At 64.5% G+C, this 17,105-nt stretch carries 15 protein-coding genes; 11 read left to right on the forward strand and 4 right to left on the reverse strand.

Annotated elements, in window-relative coordinates:
• Positions 1-37 precede the first annotated feature (37 nt).
• From lpdA to BDI24065_RS03895, 3 genes are all read left to right on the forward strand, one after another.
• A complete protein-coding gene (gene lpdA, locus BDI24065_RS03885; protein WP_175030079.1) occupies positions 38-1,468 on the forward strand; it encodes a dihydrolipoyl dehydrogenase in 1,431 nt (476 codons plus the stop codon).
• A 98-nt stretch (positions 1,469-1,566) separates the two neighbouring features.
• Complete coding sequence (zapE, locus tag BDI24065_RS03890) at positions 1,567-2,664, forward strand: cell division protein ZapE (protein WP_089425220.1); 1,098 nt, start codon at positions 1,567-1,569, stop codon at positions 2,662-2,664.
• A 143-nt stretch (positions 2,665-2,807) separates the two neighbouring features.
• On the forward strand, positions 2,808-3,218 hold the full coding sequence (locus BDI24065_RS03895; RefSeq protein WP_175014797.1) for a transposase: 411 nt from the start codon (positions 2,808-2,810) through the stop codon (positions 3,216-3,218).
• A gap of 103 nt (positions 3,219-3,321) precedes the next feature.
• Here the strand turns inward: BDI24065_RS03895 and BDI24065_RS03900 are convergent, their stop codons facing one another.
• The 4 genes from BDI24065_RS03900 to BDI24065_RS03915 form a co-directional block, all read right to left on the reverse strand.
• Positions 3,322-3,783 carry a DUF2147 domain-containing protein gene (locus tag BDI24065_RS03900; protein ID WP_175030080.1) on the reverse strand — a complete coding sequence of 154 codons (462 nt, stop codon included), beginning with the start codon at positions 3,781-3,783 and terminating at the stop codon, positions 3,322-3,324.
• Between the two features lie 166 nt (positions 3,784-3,949).
• Positions 3,950-5,635 (reverse strand): ShlB/FhaC/HecB family hemolysin secretion/activation protein, encoded by a 1,686-nt coding sequence (locus BDI24065_RS03905; RefSeq protein ID WP_175030081.1) that lies wholly within the window; start codon positions 5,633-5,635, stop codon positions 3,950-3,952.
• 144 nt (positions 5,636-5,779) lie between these two features.
• Positions 5,780-7,201, reverse strand: a complete 1,422-nt coding sequence (locus BDI24065_RS03910) for a collagen-like triple helix repeat-containing protein (protein ID WP_175030082.1) — start codon at positions 7,199-7,201, stop codon at positions 5,780-5,782.
• 41 nt (positions 7,202-7,242) lie between these two features.
• Positions 7,243-9,078: a collagen-like triple helix repeat-containing protein gene (locus BDI24065_RS03915; protein WP_175030083.1), complete on the reverse strand. Its 1,836-nt coding sequence runs from the start codon at positions 9,076-9,078 to the stop codon at positions 7,243-7,245.
• A 676-nt stretch (positions 9,079-9,754) separates the two neighbouring features.
• On the opposite strand from BDI24065_RS03915, the gene BDI24065_RS03920 reads away from it, so the two are divergent.
• The 8 genes from BDI24065_RS03920 to BDI24065_RS03955 all read left to right on the forward strand — a co-directional run bounded on the left by BDI24065_RS03920 (position 9,755) and on the right by BDI24065_RS03955 (position 17,105).
• On the forward strand, positions 9,755-9,973 hold the full coding sequence (locus BDI24065_RS03920; protein ID WP_175030084.1) for a Flp family type IVb pilin: 219 nt from the start codon (positions 9,755-9,757) through the stop codon (positions 9,971-9,973).
• 97 nt (positions 9,974-10,070) lie between these two features.
• Positions 10,071-10,571 (forward strand): A24 family peptidase, encoded by a 501-nt coding sequence (locus BDI24065_RS03925; protein ID WP_175030085.1) that lies wholly within the window; start codon positions 10,071-10,073, stop codon positions 10,569-10,571.
• The gene (locus BDI24065_RS03930) at positions 10,568-11,014 is read left to right on the forward strand and encodes a TadE/TadG family type IV pilus assembly protein (protein WP_175030086.1); all 447 of its coding nucleotides are present in this window, start codon (positions 10,568-10,570) and stop codon (positions 11,012-11,014) included. The genes BDI24065_RS03925 and BDI24065_RS03930 overlap by 4 nt, the downstream gene beginning before the upstream one ends.
• A 67-nt stretch (positions 11,015-11,081) precedes the next feature.
• Positions 11,082-12,008 carry a Flp pilus assembly protein CpaB gene (gene cpaB / locus BDI24065_RS03935; RefSeq protein ID WP_175030087.1) on the forward strand — a complete coding sequence of 309 codons (927 nt, stop codon included), beginning with the start codon at positions 11,082-11,084 and terminating at the stop codon, positions 12,006-12,008.
• A gap of 65 nt (positions 12,009-12,073) precedes the next feature.
• A complete protein-coding gene (locus tag BDI24065_RS03940; protein WP_175030088.1) occupies positions 12,074-13,405 on the forward strand; it encodes a type II and III secretion system protein family protein in 1,332 nt (443 codons plus the stop codon).
• A gap of 60 nt (positions 13,406-13,465) precedes the next feature.
• A complete protein-coding gene (locus tag BDI24065_RS03945; RefSeq protein ID WP_175030089.1) occupies positions 13,466-14,740 on the forward strand; it encodes a fimbrial protein in 1,275 nt (424 codons plus the stop codon).
• A gap of 3 nt (positions 14,741-14,743) precedes the next feature.
• Complete coding sequence (locus tag BDI24065_RS03950; RefSeq protein WP_175030090.1) at positions 14,744-16,114, forward strand: CpaF family protein; 1,371 nt, start codon at positions 14,744-14,746, stop codon at positions 16,112-16,114.
• Positions 16,107-17,105: a type II secretion system F family protein gene (locus tag BDI24065_RS03955; protein ID WP_175030091.1), complete on the forward strand. Its 999-nt coding sequence runs from the start codon at positions 16,107-16,109 to the stop codon at positions 17,103-17,105. Before BDI24065_RS03950 ends, BDI24065_RS03955 begins: the two co-directional genes overlap by 8 nt.

The following is a 17,105-nucleotide window of genomic DNA, read 5'->3' on the forward strand; positions in this document are numbered from 1 at the left end:
CGCTGCCCGTGCGGACGCACAAGAAGAAAGGATTGCCATGTCCAAGGAATTTGACGTCGTCGTGATCGGCGCCGGCCCCGGCGGCTACATCGCCGCGATCCGCGCCGCGCAGCTGGGCAAGACCGTTGCCTGTATCGAAAAGTGGAAGAACCCGGCCGGCGCGCTGAAGCTCGGCGGTACCTGCCTGAACGTCGGCTGCATCCCGTCGAAGGCGCTGCTCGCGTCGTCGGAAGAGTTCGAGAACACGTCGCACCACCTGGCCGACCACGGCATCACGGTCGACGGCGTGAAGATCGACGTCGCGAAGATGCTCGGCCGCAAGGACGCGATCGTCGAGAAGATGACGAGCGGGATCGAGTTCCTGTTCAAGAAGAACAAGATCACCTGGCTGAAGGGCCATGGCAAGTTCACCGGCAAGACCGACGCCGGCGTGCAGATCGAAGTGAGCGGCGAGGGTGAAACCGAAGTCGTCACCGCGAAGAACGTGATCATCGCGACGGGCTCGAAGGCACGTCACCTGCCGGGCGTTCCGGTCGACAACAAGATCGTGTCGGACAACGAAGGTGCGCTGACGTTCGACGCGGTGCCGAAGAAGCTCGCCGTGATCGGCGCAGGCGTGATCGGCCTGGAGCTCGGCTCGGTGTGGCGCCGCCTGGGTGCCGAAGTGACGGTGCTCGAAGCGCTGCCGGCATTCCTCGGCGCAGCTGACGAAGCGCTCGCGAAGGAAGCGGCCAAGCTGTTCAAGAAGCAGGGCCTCGACATCCATCTCGGCGTGAAGATCGGCGAAGTGAAGACGACCGCGAATGGCGTGTCGATCGCTTACACGGACAAGGACGGCAACGCGCAGACGCTCGACGCCGATCGCCTGATCGTGTCGGTCGGCCGCGTGCCGAACACCGACAACCTCGGCCTCGAGGCAATCGGCCTGAAGGCGAACGAGCGCGGCTTCATCGACGTGGACGACCACTGCCGTACGGCAGTGCCGAACGTGTACGCGATCGGCGACGTGGTGCGTGGCCCGATGCTCGCGCACAAGGCGGAAGACGAAGGCGTGCTGGTCGCGGAAGTGATCGACGGCCAGAAGCCGCACATCGACTACAACTGCATTCCGTGGGTGATCTACACGTACCCGGAAATCGCATGGGTCGGCAAGACGGAGCAGCAGCTGAAGGCGGAAGGCCGCGAGATCAAGTCGGGCAAGTTCCCGTTCTCGATCAATGGCCGCGCGCTCGGCATGAACGCGCCGGACGGCTTCGTGAAGATGATCGCGGATGCGAAGACCGACGAACTGCTCGGCGTGCACGTGATCGCGGCGAACGCGTCGGACCTGATCGCGGAAGCCGTGGTGGCGATGGAATTCAAGGCGGCGTCGGAAGACATCGCCCGCATCTGCCATCCGCACCCGTCGATGTCGGAAGTGATGCGCGAAGCGGCGCTCGCCGTCGACAAGCGCTCGCTGAACAGCTGAGCACGGTATAGCGCCTGCCGGCCACCGGCCGGCGCAGCCGTCTCTTGACGAAGGCGGGCGGGGTTTCCCGTCCGCCTTCGTTTTTTCCGGTTTGCCCGATGAACGTCACCGAATACTACACGCGCGAACTGACCACGCGCGGCTATCAGTCCGATCCCGCGCAGCGCGCAGCTGTCGATCGCCTGCAGCAATGCTTCGACGAGTGGGTCGAGTACAAGGCGCGCCGCTCGAACGCGTTCAAGAAGCTCATCAATCATCCTGACCTCCCGCGTGGCGTCTACATGTGGGGCGGCGTCGGTCGCGGCAAGAGCTTCCTGATGGACAGCTTCTACGCGGTCGTGCCCGTGCAGCGCAAGACGCGCCTGCATTTCCACGAATTCATGCGCGAAGTGCACCGCGAACTCGAGGAACTGAAAGGGCAGGCCGATCCGCTCGACGAACTCGCACGGCGCATCGCGAAGCGCTACCGGTTGATCTGCTTCGACGAGTTCCATGTGTCGGACATTGCCGACGCGATGATCCTGTATCGTCTGCTCGACCGTCTGTTCAACAACGGCGTGCAGTTCGTGATGACGTCCAACTACGATCCCGACGACCTGTATCCGGATGGCCTGCACCGCGACCGCATGCTGCCGGCGATCGCGCTGATCAAGTCCAGGCTCGATGTGCTCAACGTCGATGCGGGCGTCGATTATCGCCAGCGCACGCTCGCACAGGTGAAGATGTATCACACGCCGCTCGGCGCGGATGCCGATCGCGAACTGCGCCATGCGTTCCAGAAGCTCGCTGCCGTTCCCGACGAAAGCCCGCTCCTGCATATCGAGAAGCGCGAGCTGAAGGCGCTGCGCAAGGCGGACGGCGTCGTGTGGTTCGACTTCGCGACGCTATGCGGCGGCCCGCGCTCGCAGAACGACTATCTCGAGCTCGCGAGCCGCTTCCACGCGATCGTGCTGTCCGAGGTGCCGCAGATGTCGCCGCGGATGGCGTCCGAGGCGCGCCGCTTCACCTGGCTCATCGACGTGCTGTACGACCACAAGGTCAAGCTGCTGATGTCCGCGGCGGTGCCGGCGGAGCAGTTGTACATCGAAGGCCCGATGGCCAACGAGTTTGCGCGTACGGTCTCGCGTATCGTCGAGATGCAGTCGAAGGAATATATCGAAACGCCGCGCCGTATCGTCGATACGTCGCTGACCTGAGTGTGATTTCCGGCAATGGGCGGGTTCAAACGTCAATTCCGGTCAAATTGGGCTGATCTCGGGGTATTTTCGGATTTGTCTTATATTCATTGTTGAGGTGAGCCGATATCGTTGTGTCATGGTTACTAAGGCTGGAGATGTCCATGACACCGTATCGCGATCTGACCGACCACGAGTGGCGCTGCGTTGCTTCGCTTCTGCCCGAAATGCAGCCGCGCACCGAGTTGCGCGGCCGGCCATTGGCCAATACGCGTGCCGTTCTGAACGGCGTGCTCTGGGTGATCTACAGTGGCGCAACGTGGTCGGCCATGCCACGTCGTTACCCTTCGTACCAAACTTGCCATCGTCGCTTCAAGGTCTGGCACGAGACGGGCACGTTGATGAGTGTCATGCGTGAGCTCTATGGCGACGCCGGCGTGAATCTGTGCAACGAATTGTCCACGCGGATGCGCAAGCACACGCAATCGAAAGCGGCAGAGGCGCGCAGCAATGTGGCGCCCGCGTATCGCGCACCTGGCAGCTATGCGTCGGACACGCTGAAGCATGCAGCGTGATGTCCGTCAGTTCCAGCTACGCACGCACCAAAACAAAATCGGCCTGACGACTTCGTCACAGGCCGATTTTTTCATTGAGCCGCGCGTTTAAGCGCGAGTCGTTTTATTGCTGGCGAACCCAGGTCTGCGAACGACCGAGCAGCGACACACCAATGTAACCGCGCACGACGAGTTTCTGGCCGCCGTCTTCAAGCGTCATCTTGCACTTGTAGACCTTGCCGTTCTCCGGGTCGAGAATGTTGCCGCCGTCCCAGTGGTCGCCTTCCTTCTTCATTGCCTTGATGATCGTCATGCCCTTGATGAGCTGATCCTTGCGCTCGTCCGTGCACGCGGTGCAGCGGCGATCAGGCGTATCGTTCGCGCCGAGGCCCTTGACGACCTTGCCGGTCAGCGCACCGTCACCATCCTCGGCGATTTGCACGAGTGCCTTCGGCTGATGCGTGTTGTCGTCGATCGTCTGCCACATGCCGATGGGGTTGTCTGCTTGTGCGAACGTGGGAGCAGCGCAAGCGAGCAGCACGCCGGCGACGGCGATTGCACGAAACGGGCGGGTCAGTTGAATCATTGTCGTCCTCCTTGTTTTGCATGTCGTGTTCGATTTGCCCGCACGACCGTCTGCATGGGGCGGGCATGTTGCGAGCTTCGCCAGAATACGTGAAACAGCGCGCCACGTTTGATAGAGGGGCCTCTAATCGAAACAGCCCGCGTGGCGCGGGCTGTTTGGTGACCGATCAGTTGAGCTGATACGAGAATGCGGCGTTGATGCGCGGGCTGCGTGAGGCGCTTTCGACGGGCGCGTCACCCACCGGCTTCGCGACGTTCAGGTCGAGGCTGTAGAAGCGGCTGTCCGTGAAACGCACGCCGATGCCGACCGACGACATGCGGTTCGGCGACGGCGTGCCTGAGTGCAGGTACACGCGCGCCATGTCGTAGGCGATGTACGGCGTAACGGATTTCATATACGTCCAGCCCGGCGTGAAGCCGCGGTTGACCTCCAGCGACATCCCCCATCCCGAGTCACCCGATGCTTCGCCCGGTTGATAGCCGAGCGCGTAGCGCGTCGAGCCGAACGAGATCTGCTCGGACGTCGGCAGCGAGTCGGGGCTGTATTGCCCGGTCAGCGAGACCGACGTACCGATTCGGAACGGCCATTCGTTGGTTTGTGTGAAGGTCGCGCCGGTACGGACGAAGGTCAGTGATGTCGGGTCGGCGTACGTAATCGTCGAGCCGTTCGCCTGGGCGACCTGCGATTTCGACGCGCCGAGAATGTCGAACGCCTTGGCGACGTTGACGCTCAACTTTCGCACCTGTTTCGGCTGGACGTTCGTGTAGTCGAGCTGCAGTTGCAGCACGCGAACCTGCGACCGGTTGTTGAGCGTCGCGCCGTTGATCTGGTTCTGGTAATTGTCCTCGTTGTGCGCCGCGTAGCCCGACACGGTGCCGAGCAGGCTGCGCTGGTTGTTCAGCAGTATCGGATAGGATGCCGAAAGACCAAGCTTCTCGTTCTTGACCGTACGCTGCACGTATGACGGCAACCCCGGATTGTCGGTCGGCTTGCCGCGATAGGTACTCGCGTCGAGGCGCGTGATCAGGCCGCTGCTGCCGACGGGTACCGCGCCGCTGAAGGCGAAATAAGTCTGCTTGTCGCGTCCCGGTGGCGCCAGCGCGGAAATGCTCAGTTGCTCGCCGAACGACGTGAGGCCGTTTTCGGTCGCGGTGATGAGGCCCTGGACGCCCGGATGGTTGAAGTCGATCCCGGTGCTGACGTTGAACGGCTTGCGGTCGACCGCGAGTTCGAGCGTCGTGGCACCGTCGGTGGTTTGCGGCGGCGGTACGTTCGCTTTTACCGTGAGGCCGGGCAGCAGGCCGAACGTGTTCACGTAGCGCTCGAACGTCGCGCGGCGCAGTGGGCGATCGGCCGTGATGTGCGCGGCGATCGCACGAATCTTCGATTCCATCGCGCCGGGCTTGCCGGTGACCTTGACGTCCGACACATAGCCTTCGACAACCGTGATGCGCACGACGCCGTTCTCGAACGTCTGCGCCGGAACGAACGCGAACGACAGCGCGTAGCCGCGATCCTGGTACAGCTTCGTCACGCCGTTGGCGGTTTCGATCAGTTCGCCGATCGTGATGTCCTTGCCGACGAGAGGGGTGAAGCGACGCGAGATTTCCTCGAACGGCACGGACTTCACGCCTTCGACCTGGAAGGTGGTCGGCGTCAGGTGGCGCGACAGCAACTCCTGCAATTGCGGCGCTTGCGGCGCGACCTGAACGGTCACGTTCGGGCCGGTTTTCGGTGCGTTGATCTGGGGTAGGGAGTCGAGCGGGTTACCCCCGACGCGCGTTTGTGCATGTGCCGTGCCTGCTGCCGCGATGGCGAGCAGCATCATCCATCTGTCGAGTCTGGATTTCATTGTTCTTCCTCGTAGGCCTTGCTTTTCGTCTTCTTTGTAATGCCGGCGCGCGACACCAAGGTGCCGCGCGCCGCGTGCCGCCATGCCGGTTGTGTTTGTACGGTCGCGCCATCCGCTCCGGCTGCGAAGGGGCGACCGTCCTCCTTACTTGCCAACGCTACCCAGCGTACCCAGCAACCCCGTTACCGGTGCCAGCAGACCCGTCGAGCCGCCGCCCGACGTCGCCGTACCCGTGACGCTGCCGACCAGCGACGTGACCGGCGCGAGCGGGCTCGCTCCACCGGATCCTGCTGCGCCGCCAACTGCTCCGGTGACAGTATTCAGCAAACCGGTGACAGGCGCGAGAGGGTTTGCACTGCCTGCGCCACCCGTTGCGCCGCCGAGCGTGCCCGTAACCGTCGACACGAGATTCGTGACGGGGGCGAGCGGGCCGCCGCTACCGCCCGCCGCACCGCTCAGTGCGCCGGTGACGGTGGAGACGAGGCCCGTGACGGGTGCGAGCGGGCTGCTGCCCGAGCCACCCGTCGCGCCGCCGAGTGCGCCCGTGAGCGAGCCGAGCGGCGTCGAGCCGAGACCCGACAGCAGGCCGCCGAGCGGATTCGTCGAGCCGGAACCCGACGACGTGCCGCTCGGCACCGTCGCCGTCGAGCCGCCGACGAGACTCGTGATCAAGCCGGGGATCGGTGCGGCGCCGTTCGGGCCGTTCGGGTTGACGAGGCCACCCGCGTTGGTCACGGTGTTGCCGACCGCGGTCACGAGCTGGCCGACGTCGCCGACGAGCGGTTGGCTCGACGTGCCGCCGACCTGCTTGCCGGCCGAGCTGATCGCGCCGCCGACCTGGCCGAGCAGGCCCGAGACGGGTTGACCGAGGCCGGTCGTCGTGCCCACCTGTTGCGTGACCTGACCCGCGGTGATCACGAGCGGCGTGATCGCCGAGCTGAGCGGCTGCGTGACCTGCTGCACGGCGCCCGACGACAGCGTCGAGCCGATCGTCGTGCCGGCGGCCGTCAAGCCGTTGGCCACCGTGTCGAGCACGGTGCCGACCGGGGTCGTGACAGGTGCGAGCGGCGCGAGCTGGCCGGTGCCGAGCGCCTTGACCGTCGAGCTCAGGCCGGACACCGTGTTGCTCGTCGCGCCGACCACGTTGCCGAGGCCCGCGACGGTCGTGCCGACCGGATCCTTAGTCGTGCCGATCTGTCCCAGCCCGTTGCTCACGGCGTCGGCGGCTGCGCCGACGATCGTGCCGGTGCTGGAGATCGTGCTGCCGACGCCCTTCGTCACGCCGTCGCCGAGGCCCGGCACGCTGATGTTGCCGACCGTGCTGCCGAGGTCGGTGGCCGTCTGGCCAACCGTGCTGACGACACCCTTGGTGCCCGTGGACGTGCCGTTGGTGCCGCTCGTGCTCGGCGTACCGCTCGTGCTCGGGTTGTTGCTGTTGCTGCTGGTCGGCGGCGAGCTGACGCCGCCGCCGCCGCAGGCGGCCAGCAGGCAGGCTGCGGCGAAGGCCGTGAGGGGCACGCGCCATTGGCGCACGGCGGCTGTCGTGAGAGAACGTTGCTGGGACATGATTGACTCCTCGCTGTCTTGTCGATTGATGGATGTTGGTTTTACTTGCCGTGCGTGCCGCCGAGCAGGCCGCCGATCAGCGACGTGACAGGCGCGAGCGGATTGGACGACGAGCCAGCGTTCGTGACCGCGCCCGTACCGCCGGTCAACGCCGGCGCGCCGACGGCGCCGGTCACCGTGGACACGACGTTCGTCACCGGGGCGAGCGGGCTGCTACCGCCTGCGCCGCCCGTCGCGCTGCCGAGTGCGCCCGTCACCGCGCCGAGGAGACCCGTGACCGGGGCGAGCGGGCCGCCGCTCGTACCGCCCGTTGCGCCGCCGAGCGCGCCCGTGACCGTCGAGACGAGGCCGGTGACCGGGGCGAGCGGGCCGCCGCTGCCGCCGGCAGCACCACCGAGTGCGCCCGTGACCGTCGAGACGAGGCCGGTGACCGGGGCGAGCGGGCCACCGCTGCCGCCGGCAGCACCACCGAGTGCGCCAGTCACCGTCGAGACAAGGCCGGTGACCGGAGCGAGCGGGCCGCCGCTGCCGCCTGCTGCGCCGCCAAGCGCACCGGTAACCGTCGAGACGAGGCCGGTGACCGGAGCGAGCGGGCTGCTGCTGCCACCCGTTGCACCACTGAGCGCGCCGGTAACGGTGGTGAGGAGGCCGGTGACCGGCGCGAGCGGGCCGCTGCCGCCACCCGCTGCGCCGCCGAGCGCACCGGTGACCGTCGAGACGAGGCCGGTAACCGGGGCAAGCGGGCTGCTGGCGCCACCCGTTGCGCCGCCGAGCGTACCCGTAACCGTCGTGAGGAGACCCGTGAGCGGTGCGAGCGGGTTGGTCACGCCGGCAGTACCGCCCGTGAGCAGGCCGCCGACGGCCTTCACGGTGTTGCCCGTCGACGAGACCGTGTTGCCAAGGCCGGTCGTGACGGGGTTGCCGCCCGTCGACGCGAGCAGGGCGCCGGCCTGGTTCAGGCCGTTGCCGACCGTACCGAGCAGCGTGTTGACGGGTGCGCCGAGGCCGGTCGCCGTGCCGATCGTCTGGGTCGTCTGGCCGACCATCGTCGTGATCGGCGTGATGGCCGAGCTGACCGTCTGCGTGACTTGCTGGATCGGGCCGGTCGACAGCGCGTTGGTGAGGGTGTTGCCGCCGTTCGAGACGGCACCGCCGAGCGTCGATACGAGGCCGCCGACGGCGCCCGTGACCGGTGCGAGCGGCGTCAGCGGGCCGCTGCCGAGGCTCGAGACCAGGTTGCCCGTTTGCGTGACTGCGCCGCCGAGCTGGTTGACCACGCCACCCGTGCTGGCGAGCGTGGTGCCGAGCGGATCCTTCGTCGCGCCGAGCTGGCCGAGACCGTTGCCAAGGCCGTTGCCGAGTGCGGTCACGGCGCCGCCGACGTTCTGCACGATGCCGCCTGCGGCCTGCGTGGTGGCCGGATTGACGCCCGGCAGCGACTGGTTGGCGATGACGGAGCCGAGACCCGAGACGGTGCCGCCGACGCCCGTGACGATGTTGCTGCTGCTTGCGAGGACAGTTCCCACTGCGTTCGACGACACACCCGAGGTGCCGCTCGTGCCCGACGTACCGCTGGTACCGGACGTGCCGCTCGTGCCCGAGGTGCCGCTGGTGCCGGATGTACCGCTGGTGCCGGACGTACCGCTGGTGCCCGAGGTTCCGCTGGTGCCGGAGGTGCCGGAGGTGCCGCTCGTGCCCGAGGTACCGCTGGTGCCGGACGTGGAGATCGTATCGCCGCCGCCCGAGCTCGAGCCGCCGCCGAGACCCTGGCTGATGGAGCCGGAGCCGCCGCACGCGGAGAGGGAAAGCATGGCTGCAACGGTGGCCGCGATCAGAGTCGTCCGGAACACGCCATGGGGGATAACCTTAATGTCCATTTTGTCCTCGCATTAAAAATGTGTTGTGAACTTCGTTGTGTTGAGTGGTGCGGGGACTACTCTGCAACTGTCGTGCCATTTCTATGCTCGACGGTTCGACAACAGGTTTTAAACGGGGCAATTCCTTGTCGGAAAAGGAAGTTATGGAAATTGAAAGACTGTTGAATCTGTTTAAGTGATGGTGGATGAGAACGGTTTCGAGCGTTTCGTAACGTAACGTCACAACATTGGCGTTACGCGTGCGGCGTAACGTGGGGCCCGTCCAGGCTTGGTGGACGAGGCAATGGTTTTACTGGTGGATTAGGTGTGCACATCTAACCTATCGTAAATCCTATGTGTAAGTCGTACCGAAACACCGTACAAATACGTTGTGCTCCAGGTCATTTTTTTCGATCCAAGTCGTTAAAAGAGGTTGGAAGTTAAATGGGATCGGATATAGAATCCGGAGCAGATGTAAGGAAATGTACGGTTCGGTACACAACGTTCGAGGAGGTCGCTATCGCGAATGTTAACTTGCATCAAATGTTGAGCCATGCCCTTCGGGGCAATCTATAAAGAAAGTGCACCCGGTTGTCGTTGCAGCAGATGTGACGAACAGCGCGGGGCAACGGCCAGATATGCGGGGACGTATACGTATAAAAGGCCAAAGAACGTAAATACAGGCACGAGGAATAAAATGAAAGCAAACATCAAGCGTTTCCTTCGGGAAAACGACGGGGTTACCGCGATCGAGTATGGTCTGATTGCGGGTCTGATTGCTGTCGCAATCGTTGCCGGGGTGACGAACATCGGCAGCAGTCTCGGCAACATGTTCACCAATCTTGGCACTTGCGTGTCTTCCCCTTCGGCTAACAACTGTTCTGCCTCCGCGATCCGGGCAACCCCGGCGGCCTAAGCTGACCACTTCTTTCTCGGAAGTCGTCTTGGCGCAGTAGCGGGCGGATTGCCTCGGTAATCCGCTCGCCCTCGTATTGGCTGCGGATCGTGGCGCGATGGGACATCTTATTTTTAGCGGGGTATTTCTGACCTGGGCAGGTTTTGTCGTGGTCAGCGATATTCGTTTCCGCCGTATTTCGAACGCGCTTGTTCTAGCCGGGCTAGTCAGCGGGTTCGGCGGCGCATGCGTGGCCGCGAATCCATTTGGCATTTCCATGCTTCAGTCAGTGGCCGGCATGCTGGTCGGCTTGATTGGGCTGATGCCGTTCTTCCTTCTGCGCGTGATGGGCGCAGCAGATGTAAAGATATTTGCCGTGCTCGGCATCTGGTGCGGTGCGCATGCGCTGCTTTGGCTGTGGGTGTTCGCCAGCCTGGCTGCGGGCCTGCACGCGCTCGCGCTGATGGTGCTGTCGCGCACCTCGCTCGGGGGCTTGTGGCGATCGCGCGAGCCGGCGCTGAAACTCGGGAGATATCGGGCAACGCCCTATGCCGCATGCCTCGCGGTGCCGGCCGCCGTATGGCTGATCTATCTTGCCGCAACGGGGAGCGTGCGATGAAACGACAGAATGCGTGGCGAGGACGTCGACGGCAACGCGGGGCGACAGCGGTCGAGTTTGCGATCGTGTTTCCGCTGTTCTTCGTGATTTTCTACGCGATTCTGAGTTTCGGGATGATTTTTGTCATCCAGCAGAGCCTGACGTTGGCGGCCAGCGAGGGGGCGCGCGCCGGATTGAGCTACGCACCTGATCTCACGACCCGCGTCGCGAACGCGAAGACGACTACCCAGAACGTCCTCGGCTGGCTGAACAGTAGTCCGCCCAACGTCTCGGCGCAGCAGTGCAACTACAACAATACGCCGACGCCGTTGCTGTACTGCCTGACGGTCACGGTGAGCTATACGCCGGACAGCTGGATGACGATCATGCCGTTCCTGGGGACATTCATGACGGGACCGTTGACGGGCACGGCAGTAGTGCAGATCCCGCAGGCCATGCTGTGAACCCGTCATCCATGAATCACACGGCAAAAAACTAACTGGATTTTTATTCCTGCATCCATTCGACAACATGGCCAACAACGTAACGAAGATCATTGCGGGGCTGCTGATTGCGATCGCCGTTCTGCTTGGAATCTATGCATGGGTGCTTGGACGCAGCGCTTCGCGTCCCGCGCCGGTACAGCAAGTGACGACAGCAACGGCAGTACCGGTCGTGATTGCGACGCGCACCTTGCCCGGCGGTCAGCCGATCCCGGCTGACGCACTGAAGGTCCAGTCGACTTCGCCGGTACCGGTGGGCGCGTTCAGTGATCCCGTTCCGCTCGTCGGTCGCGTGCCGGTTCGGGAGATCCCGGCGTCGGCACCGGTCGTTGCGGATGCGCTGGTATCGGGGCTTGCTGAAGACGTACAGCCTGGCGAGCGCGCGGTTGCAGTTCGTGTCGACGAAACGAATGCAGTCGGCAACCGGCTGCGGCCCGGCAACTTCGTCGATGTGTTCCTGAATCTGAAACGTGAGGGCGGCGGCACGATGCTCGACGGCGAGGTCTCGCAGACGCAGGCGCGTCTTCTGTTGTCGAAGGTCCGTGTGTTGTCGTTCGGTGATGCGACCTCGGAACGCGACAGCGGAAACAACAACGGTGGCAACGGGCAACCGTCCGGCGTCCGTATCGCGGTGCTTGCGGTACCGACTGCACAGGTCGATGCGCTGACGCTCGGCGAGGCGAGCGGCCGGCTTACGTTCGCGTTGCGCAACCCGCGTGACGACGAGCTGGCGATACAGACGGTTGCGGTCCGTACGGACAACAAACTGTCGCCGTCGGCACTGGCCGCAGCGGGCGTTTCGTTGCAACAGCTGTCCGGTACACCGAGAACACCGGTGGCCAATGTGAACGTGCCGCCGTTACCGTCGCGCATGCTGCCGATGGTGCGGTCGAACGGAGGGGGCGGCAACATCGAAGTGATCCGTGGCGGCCGGTCGGAAACGGTCGCCTATTGAAGGACATCGACGGCCATCGATATTAGCGACGACAAGTAGAAGGCCGCGCGACGGTCTACCAAACGATGAAAAAAACACTGATTGCATTCGCGATTGCCATCTTCACCTTGACCTTCGCATCGTTCGCGACCGCGAGCGGCACGATCGAGCTTGCGGTCGGCGCGCAAAGACAGATTTCGGCGGGCCGCACGCTGCAGCGTGTCGCGGTTGGCGATCCTGCGATAGCCGACGTCCTGATCATGAAGGGGAGCCACTCGGGATCGGTACTGCTTACCGCGAAGGCACCCGGCGCGACGAACGTCATGCTGTGGGAGCGCGGCCACGACGAACCGACGGTATGGAACGTCGAAGTGGTCGACGCGGCCGCGCAAGCGGTGCTCGACGGTTCTACGCCGCGCGTGAATGCATATGGCGGGACGGCGGTATTGCAAGGCTCGTCGACGTCGCTCGAGGCGCATGCGCGCGCGGCCGCGGTCGGCAAGAACATGAGCGGGAAGGGTGCCGTGATCGATCGCTCGACGGTCGCGGGCAAGAGCGTTGTGCAGGTCGACGTGCGGGTCGTCGAATTCAGCCGTTCCGTGCTCAAGCAGGTCGGGTTCAATTTCTTCAAGCAAAGCAACGGCTTTTCGTTCGGCTCGTTTTCGCCGGGGGGCGTGCAGTCTTATAACGGAGGGGCCGGCCCCGGTACCGCGGGTTACATTCCGACGCTCGGAGCACCCGTTGCGTCCGCGTTCAACCTGGTCGTGAACGCTGCCGGGCGAGGCATTTTTGCCGATCTGTCACTGCTCGAGGCGAACAATCTCGCTCGCGTGCTGGCGGAGCCGACGCTCGTCGCGCTGTCCGGGCAGAGCGCGAGCTTTCTCGCGGGTGGCGAGATTCCGGTGCCGTCACCGCAAGGGCTCGGCTCGACCGCGATCCAGTGGAAGCAATACGGCGTCGGGCTCTCGCTGATGCCGACGGTCCTGGGTCCGAACCGGATCGCGCTGAAGGTCGCCCCCGAGTCGAGTCAGCTCGACTTCGTGAACAGCGTGACGATCAGCGGCGTTGCAGTGCCCGGCATCACGACGCGTCGTGCGGACACGACTGTCGAGCTCGGTGATGGCGAAAGCTTCGTGATCGGCGGCCTGATCGATCGCCAGACGATGTCGAACGTGAGCAAGGTGCCGTTGCTGGGCGATCTGCCGATTATCGGCACGTTCTTCAAGAATCTGAACTATCAGCAGAACGACAAGGAGTTGCTGATCATCGTGACGCCTCATCTGGTCGCGCCGATCGCCAAGGGGGCCGTGTTGCCCGCCACGCCCGGCGAGCTGTCCGAACAGCACGATGGACCGGTCTGGAAATCGTATCTGGGCGGAGCTGCGTCGCCGGACGCTGCTCCGGGGTTTTCGAAATGAGTGGGATGTCTCGCGGGTTGCGACGCGTCGCCACGCTTTGTGTAGTCGGGGGTATTCAACATGAATGCGCGAATCCAGTCATTGTGTGAACCCGCCGTGACCGACTATTTCGTTTGCGCGTCGCAGTATGAGACGCACGTCCGCTGGCTGGCCGATACGCTTCTGTCGGCCGGTGCGGTTGAGGCCGCGACGCTCGATCCGGGGGTGCTCGCACAGCGCATCACGGGGCTCAATCCGGCGCTCGTGTTCATCGATTTTTCCGACGGCAGTGCGGCGGCGAGCGTAGCCGCCGCGGCGGTGCGTGCATCGCATCCGGGGCTGCCGATCATCGCGCTCGGCTCGCTCGCACAGCCGGAGAGCACGCTGGCTGCGTTGCGTGCGGGTGTGCGCGATTTCATCGACGTGTCGGCGCCGGCGGAGGAGGCATTGCGCACGACGCGTGGCCTGCTTGCGAACGTCGGCGAGCCGGCGAGCCGCCATGGCAAGGTCGTCGCATTGCTTGGCGCGCGCGCCGGCATGGGCGTGAGCACGCTCGCTGCGAATCTCGCCGTATGGCTGCAGAAGCGCGCGGTGAGCCCGGCGGGGAGCGGCGAGTCGAATGGCGGCACGCCGGCCGGTCGCCAGACCGCGCTGGTCGACCTGGGGCTGCCGGCCGGCGATGGCGCGCTGTTCCTGAATACCCGCTGCGAATTCCATTTCATCGATGCGGTTCACAACCTGCGCCGCATCGACCGTACCTTCGTGAATACCGCACTGACCCGGCATGAGAGCGGTGTTGCATTGACGACGCTTCCGGCCGATCTCGGCGGGCTGCGCGATGTCTCGTATGCGTCGTGTGCCGGATTGCTGAACCGGTTTCGAGCCTTCTTCGACCAGCAGATCGTCGATCTCGGTGGTTTTTCGAATCGCGAGTTCGTTGCCCAGATGACGACGTCGGCCGATGAAGCGTGGCTCGTCTGCGATCAGGGCGTCGCGTCGATCGTGTCCGCAGCCGATCTGCTCACCGGGCTGCGCGACGCGGGTGTCGACACCGATCGCGTCCGGCTCGTCGTCAACCAGTACGATCCCGCACTCGACCTGACGCCTGCGCAGATCGCCGAGCGTCTCGGCCTGGCGCTGGTGGGTACGTTGCCGTCGCGCCGCGTCGCGATCGGCCATGCGGCAAACCAGGGCCGGCTCATCGTCGACATGACGGAGCGCGACCCGTACGTGCGCGCGCTCGAGTCGCTCGCCGCGCGGCTGCCGGGCGTGTCGGTCGGATCGACCGCCACGCGACCGGCATCCGGCCTGTCTGCGCTGAAGCGCTTCATTCAACCCTCGTCCAAGCGGTCGTAAGCGATGGCACACGACATTCAATTCGCCGACGGCGCAGCGCCGTTCTCCCAGACGCAGCAATTCCACGACATCAAGAATGCCGCGCACGAGCACTTGCTGACGCGCATCGAAGAACTGGGCGCCGAGTTTGGCAGATGGTCCCGCCAGGCGATCAACCAGTTCGTCGATCTCGAGATCGACAGCTTCGTGCGCCTGCGCCGCATTCCGCTCAACGAGAACGAGGTGCGTGCGATCGCCGAGGCCCTGACCAAGGAGCTTGCGGGCTTCGGGCCGATCGAGGACCTGCTCGCGGACCCGGCCGTCGAGGACATCCTGATCAACGGGTACAACGACGTGTACGTGTCGCGTCACGGGATCCTCGCGAAGCTGCCGGTGCGTTTTACCGACAACGCGCACCTGCTGCGGATCGTGCGCCGGATCCTTGCACCGATCGGCCGTCGTCTCGACGAGTCGAACCCGATGGTCGACGCGCGGTTGCCCGACGGTGGCCGCGTGAACGTCGTGATCGAGCCGCTGTCGATCGACGGCCCGGTCGTATCGATCCGGAAATTCCGCAAGGATCCGCTGAAGCCGTCCGATCTGCTCGGCAACGGGACGTTCAACGAAGAGATCAACACGCTGCTCCAGGCGGCGGTCGAGGCACGCTGCAACATTCTCGTATCGGGCGGCACGAGTTCCGGCAAGACGTCGCTGCTCAACGCGCTCGCATTCCACATTCCGGAGATCGAGCGTGTCGTGACGATCGAGGACACGGCGGAGCTGTCGCTGAACCACCCGCACGTCGTGCGGCTCGAGAGCCGGCCGGGCGGCTTCGACGGCACCGGTGTCGTGTCGATTCGCGACCTGTTGCGCAATACGCTGCGGATGCGTCCGGACCGGATCATCGTCGGCGAAGTGCGTGGCGGCGAAGTGCTGGAAATGCTGCAGGCGATGAATACCGGTCACGACGGCTCGATGGGCACCGTGCATGCGAGCTCGCCGCGCGAGTGTCTGTACCGTCTCGAGATGCTCGCCGGCTTCGCTGGCTTCCAGGGCACCGAGTCGAGCCTGCGCCGGCAGATCGCGAACGCGATCGACTTCATCGTGCAGATCGGGCGCCTGTCGAACGGGCGGCGGCGGATCCTGTCGATCACCGAAGTGACCGGGTTGTCCGACAACATCATCGCGACGCAGGAGCTTTACCGCTATGAAGCGCGCGTGACGCCGGAGGGCGAGGAAGTCGACAACTGGGAAACGCTGGGTATTCATCCGCATTCGCCGAAGCTCGCACGCTTCCGTCAGACGCTGACGAGCGGCGGGTTCGGCGACGGCGGGTTTGGCGGGGGCTTCGGCGGCGGCGGGTTTGGCCGCGGCGGCGGGGGCTTCAATGTATAGCGCGATGGTGTGGGTGTTGGCGATCGCGATGCTGTGCGTCGCTGCGGCGATGATGCTGTGGCGTCACGCGGAGAGCCGGCGCGTACGGACCGATGCAAAGCGCTTCATCGACAGCCGGCTCGAGCCCGGCGCACGTGCCGGTGCCTCCGCGCCGACGGCACGCGCATCGGCGGCCGGTGTCGCGCGTGCCGTGCCGCAACCGGGCGCGGCAAAGAAGGCAGCGCCGGACGCATTCTGGGCACATTGGTATGCGGCGGCATCCGAATACTTGTCGAACCTCGCGAGTCGAGCAGGGATAGACGATGCGCGCGGCAAGGCGCTCATCGCGCTCGCGGCGCTTGTCGCGGTTGCGTTCATCGCGGGCAGTCACGGCGGCGTGCTCGCGTGTTTCGCGGCAATCATTTGCGGAAGCGCGATACTTGGCGTCTGGCTCGCGTCGCGGATTCAGCGGCGGCGCTTGAAGATCGTGCGGCAGATTCCGTCGTTCCTCGACGGGATCGTGCGTCTCGTGACGCTGGGCAACAGCGTGCCGGCCGCTTTCCAGTCCGCACTCCTGACGACCGAGGAGCCACTGCGCGGCTGCCTGGACGTTGTGTCGCGGATGCTGCGCGGCGGTATCGAGATCGATCGGGCCATGATGCACATCGCGAAGATCTACCGGACAGAAGAGTTTGAACTCGTCGGCTCGGTGCTGCGCTTGTCGGTCAAATACGGCGGACGCGCGGACGTGATGCTCGAGCGGATGTCGGTGTTCATGCGCGATCTCGAGCAGGCCGAGCGCGAACTGACCGCGATGTCGTCGGAGACACGGCTGTCGGCGTTCGTCCTCGTGATGCTGCCGATTGCGATCGGCAGCTTTGTCGTGATGACAAATCCGAAGTATCTGTACGGGATGTGGGGCGATCCGAGCGGTCGGTCGCTGCTCACGATTGCATTCCTGGCGCAAGTGGCCGGCAGCATATGGCTGTATCGAATGGCTCGGCTCAGGTGA

The sequence above is a fragment of the Burkholderia lata genome (assembly GCF_902499025.1).
Classification (GTDB): Bacteria; Pseudomonadota; Gammaproteobacteria; order Burkholderiales; family Burkholderiaceae; genus Burkholderia; species Burkholderia lata_C.

What these genes read in the sequence shown, in the direction of transcription:
- BDI24065_RS03900 (WP_175030080.1), bottom strand. Translation starts at nt 3,783, where the DNA reads ATGATTCAACTGACCCGCCCGTTTCGTGCAATCGCCGTCGCCGGCGTG.
- BDI24065_RS03945 (WP_175030089.1), top strand. Translation starts at nt 13,466, where the DNA reads ATGAATGCGCGAATCCAGTCATTGTGTGAACCCGCCGTGACCGACTAT.
- cpaB (WP_175030087.1), top strand. Translation starts at nt 11,082, where the DNA reads ATGGCCAACAACGTAACGAAGATCATTGCGGGGCTGCTGATTGCGATC.
- BDI24065_RS03930 (WP_175030086.1), top strand. Translation starts at nt 10,568, where the DNA reads ATGAAACGACAGAATGCGTGGCGAGGACGTCGACGGCAACGCGGGGCG.
- BDI24065_RS03915 (WP_175030083.1), bottom strand. Translation starts at nt 9,078, where the DNA reads ATGGACATTAAGGTTATCCCCCATGGCGTGTTCCGGACGACTCTGATC.
- BDI24065_RS03940 (WP_175030088.1), top strand. Translation starts at nt 12,074, where the DNA reads ATGAAAAAAACACTGATTGCATTCGCGATTGCCATCTTCACCTTGACC.
- BDI24065_RS03895 (WP_175014797.1), top strand. Translation starts at nt 2,808, where the DNA reads ATGACACCGTATCGCGATCTGACCGACCACGAGTGGCGCTGCGTTGCT.
- BDI24065_RS03910 (WP_175030082.1), bottom strand. Translation starts at nt 7,201, where the DNA reads ATGTCCCAGCAACGTTCTCTCACGACAGCCGCCGTGCGCCAATGGCGC.
- BDI24065_RS03955 (WP_175030091.1), top strand. Translation starts at nt 16,107, where the DNA reads ATGTATAGCGCGATGGTGTGGGTGTTGGCGATCGCGATGCTGTGCGTC.
- BDI24065_RS03950 (WP_175030090.1), top strand. Translation starts at nt 14,744, where the DNA reads ATGGCACACGACATTCAATTCGCCGACGGCGCAGCGCCGTTCTCCCAG.
- BDI24065_RS03925 (WP_175030085.1), top strand. Translation starts at nt 10,071, where the DNA reads ATGGGACATCTTATTTTTAGCGGGGTATTTCTGACCTGGGCAGGTTTT.
- zapE (WP_089425220.1), top strand. Translation starts at nt 1,567, where the DNA reads ATGAACGTCACCGAATACTACACGCGCGAACTGACCACGCGCGGCTAT.
- BDI24065_RS03920 (WP_175030084.1), top strand. Translation starts at nt 9,755, where the DNA reads ATGAAAGCAAACATCAAGCGTTTCCTTCGGGAAAACGACGGGGTTACC.
- BDI24065_RS03905 (WP_175030081.1), bottom strand. Translation starts at nt 5,635, where the DNA reads ATGAAATCCAGACTCGACAGATGGATGATGCTGCTCGCCATCGCGGCA.
- lpdA (WP_175030079.1), top strand. Translation starts at nt 38, where the DNA reads ATGTCCAAGGAATTTGACGTCGTCGTGATCGGCGCCGGCCCCGGCGGC.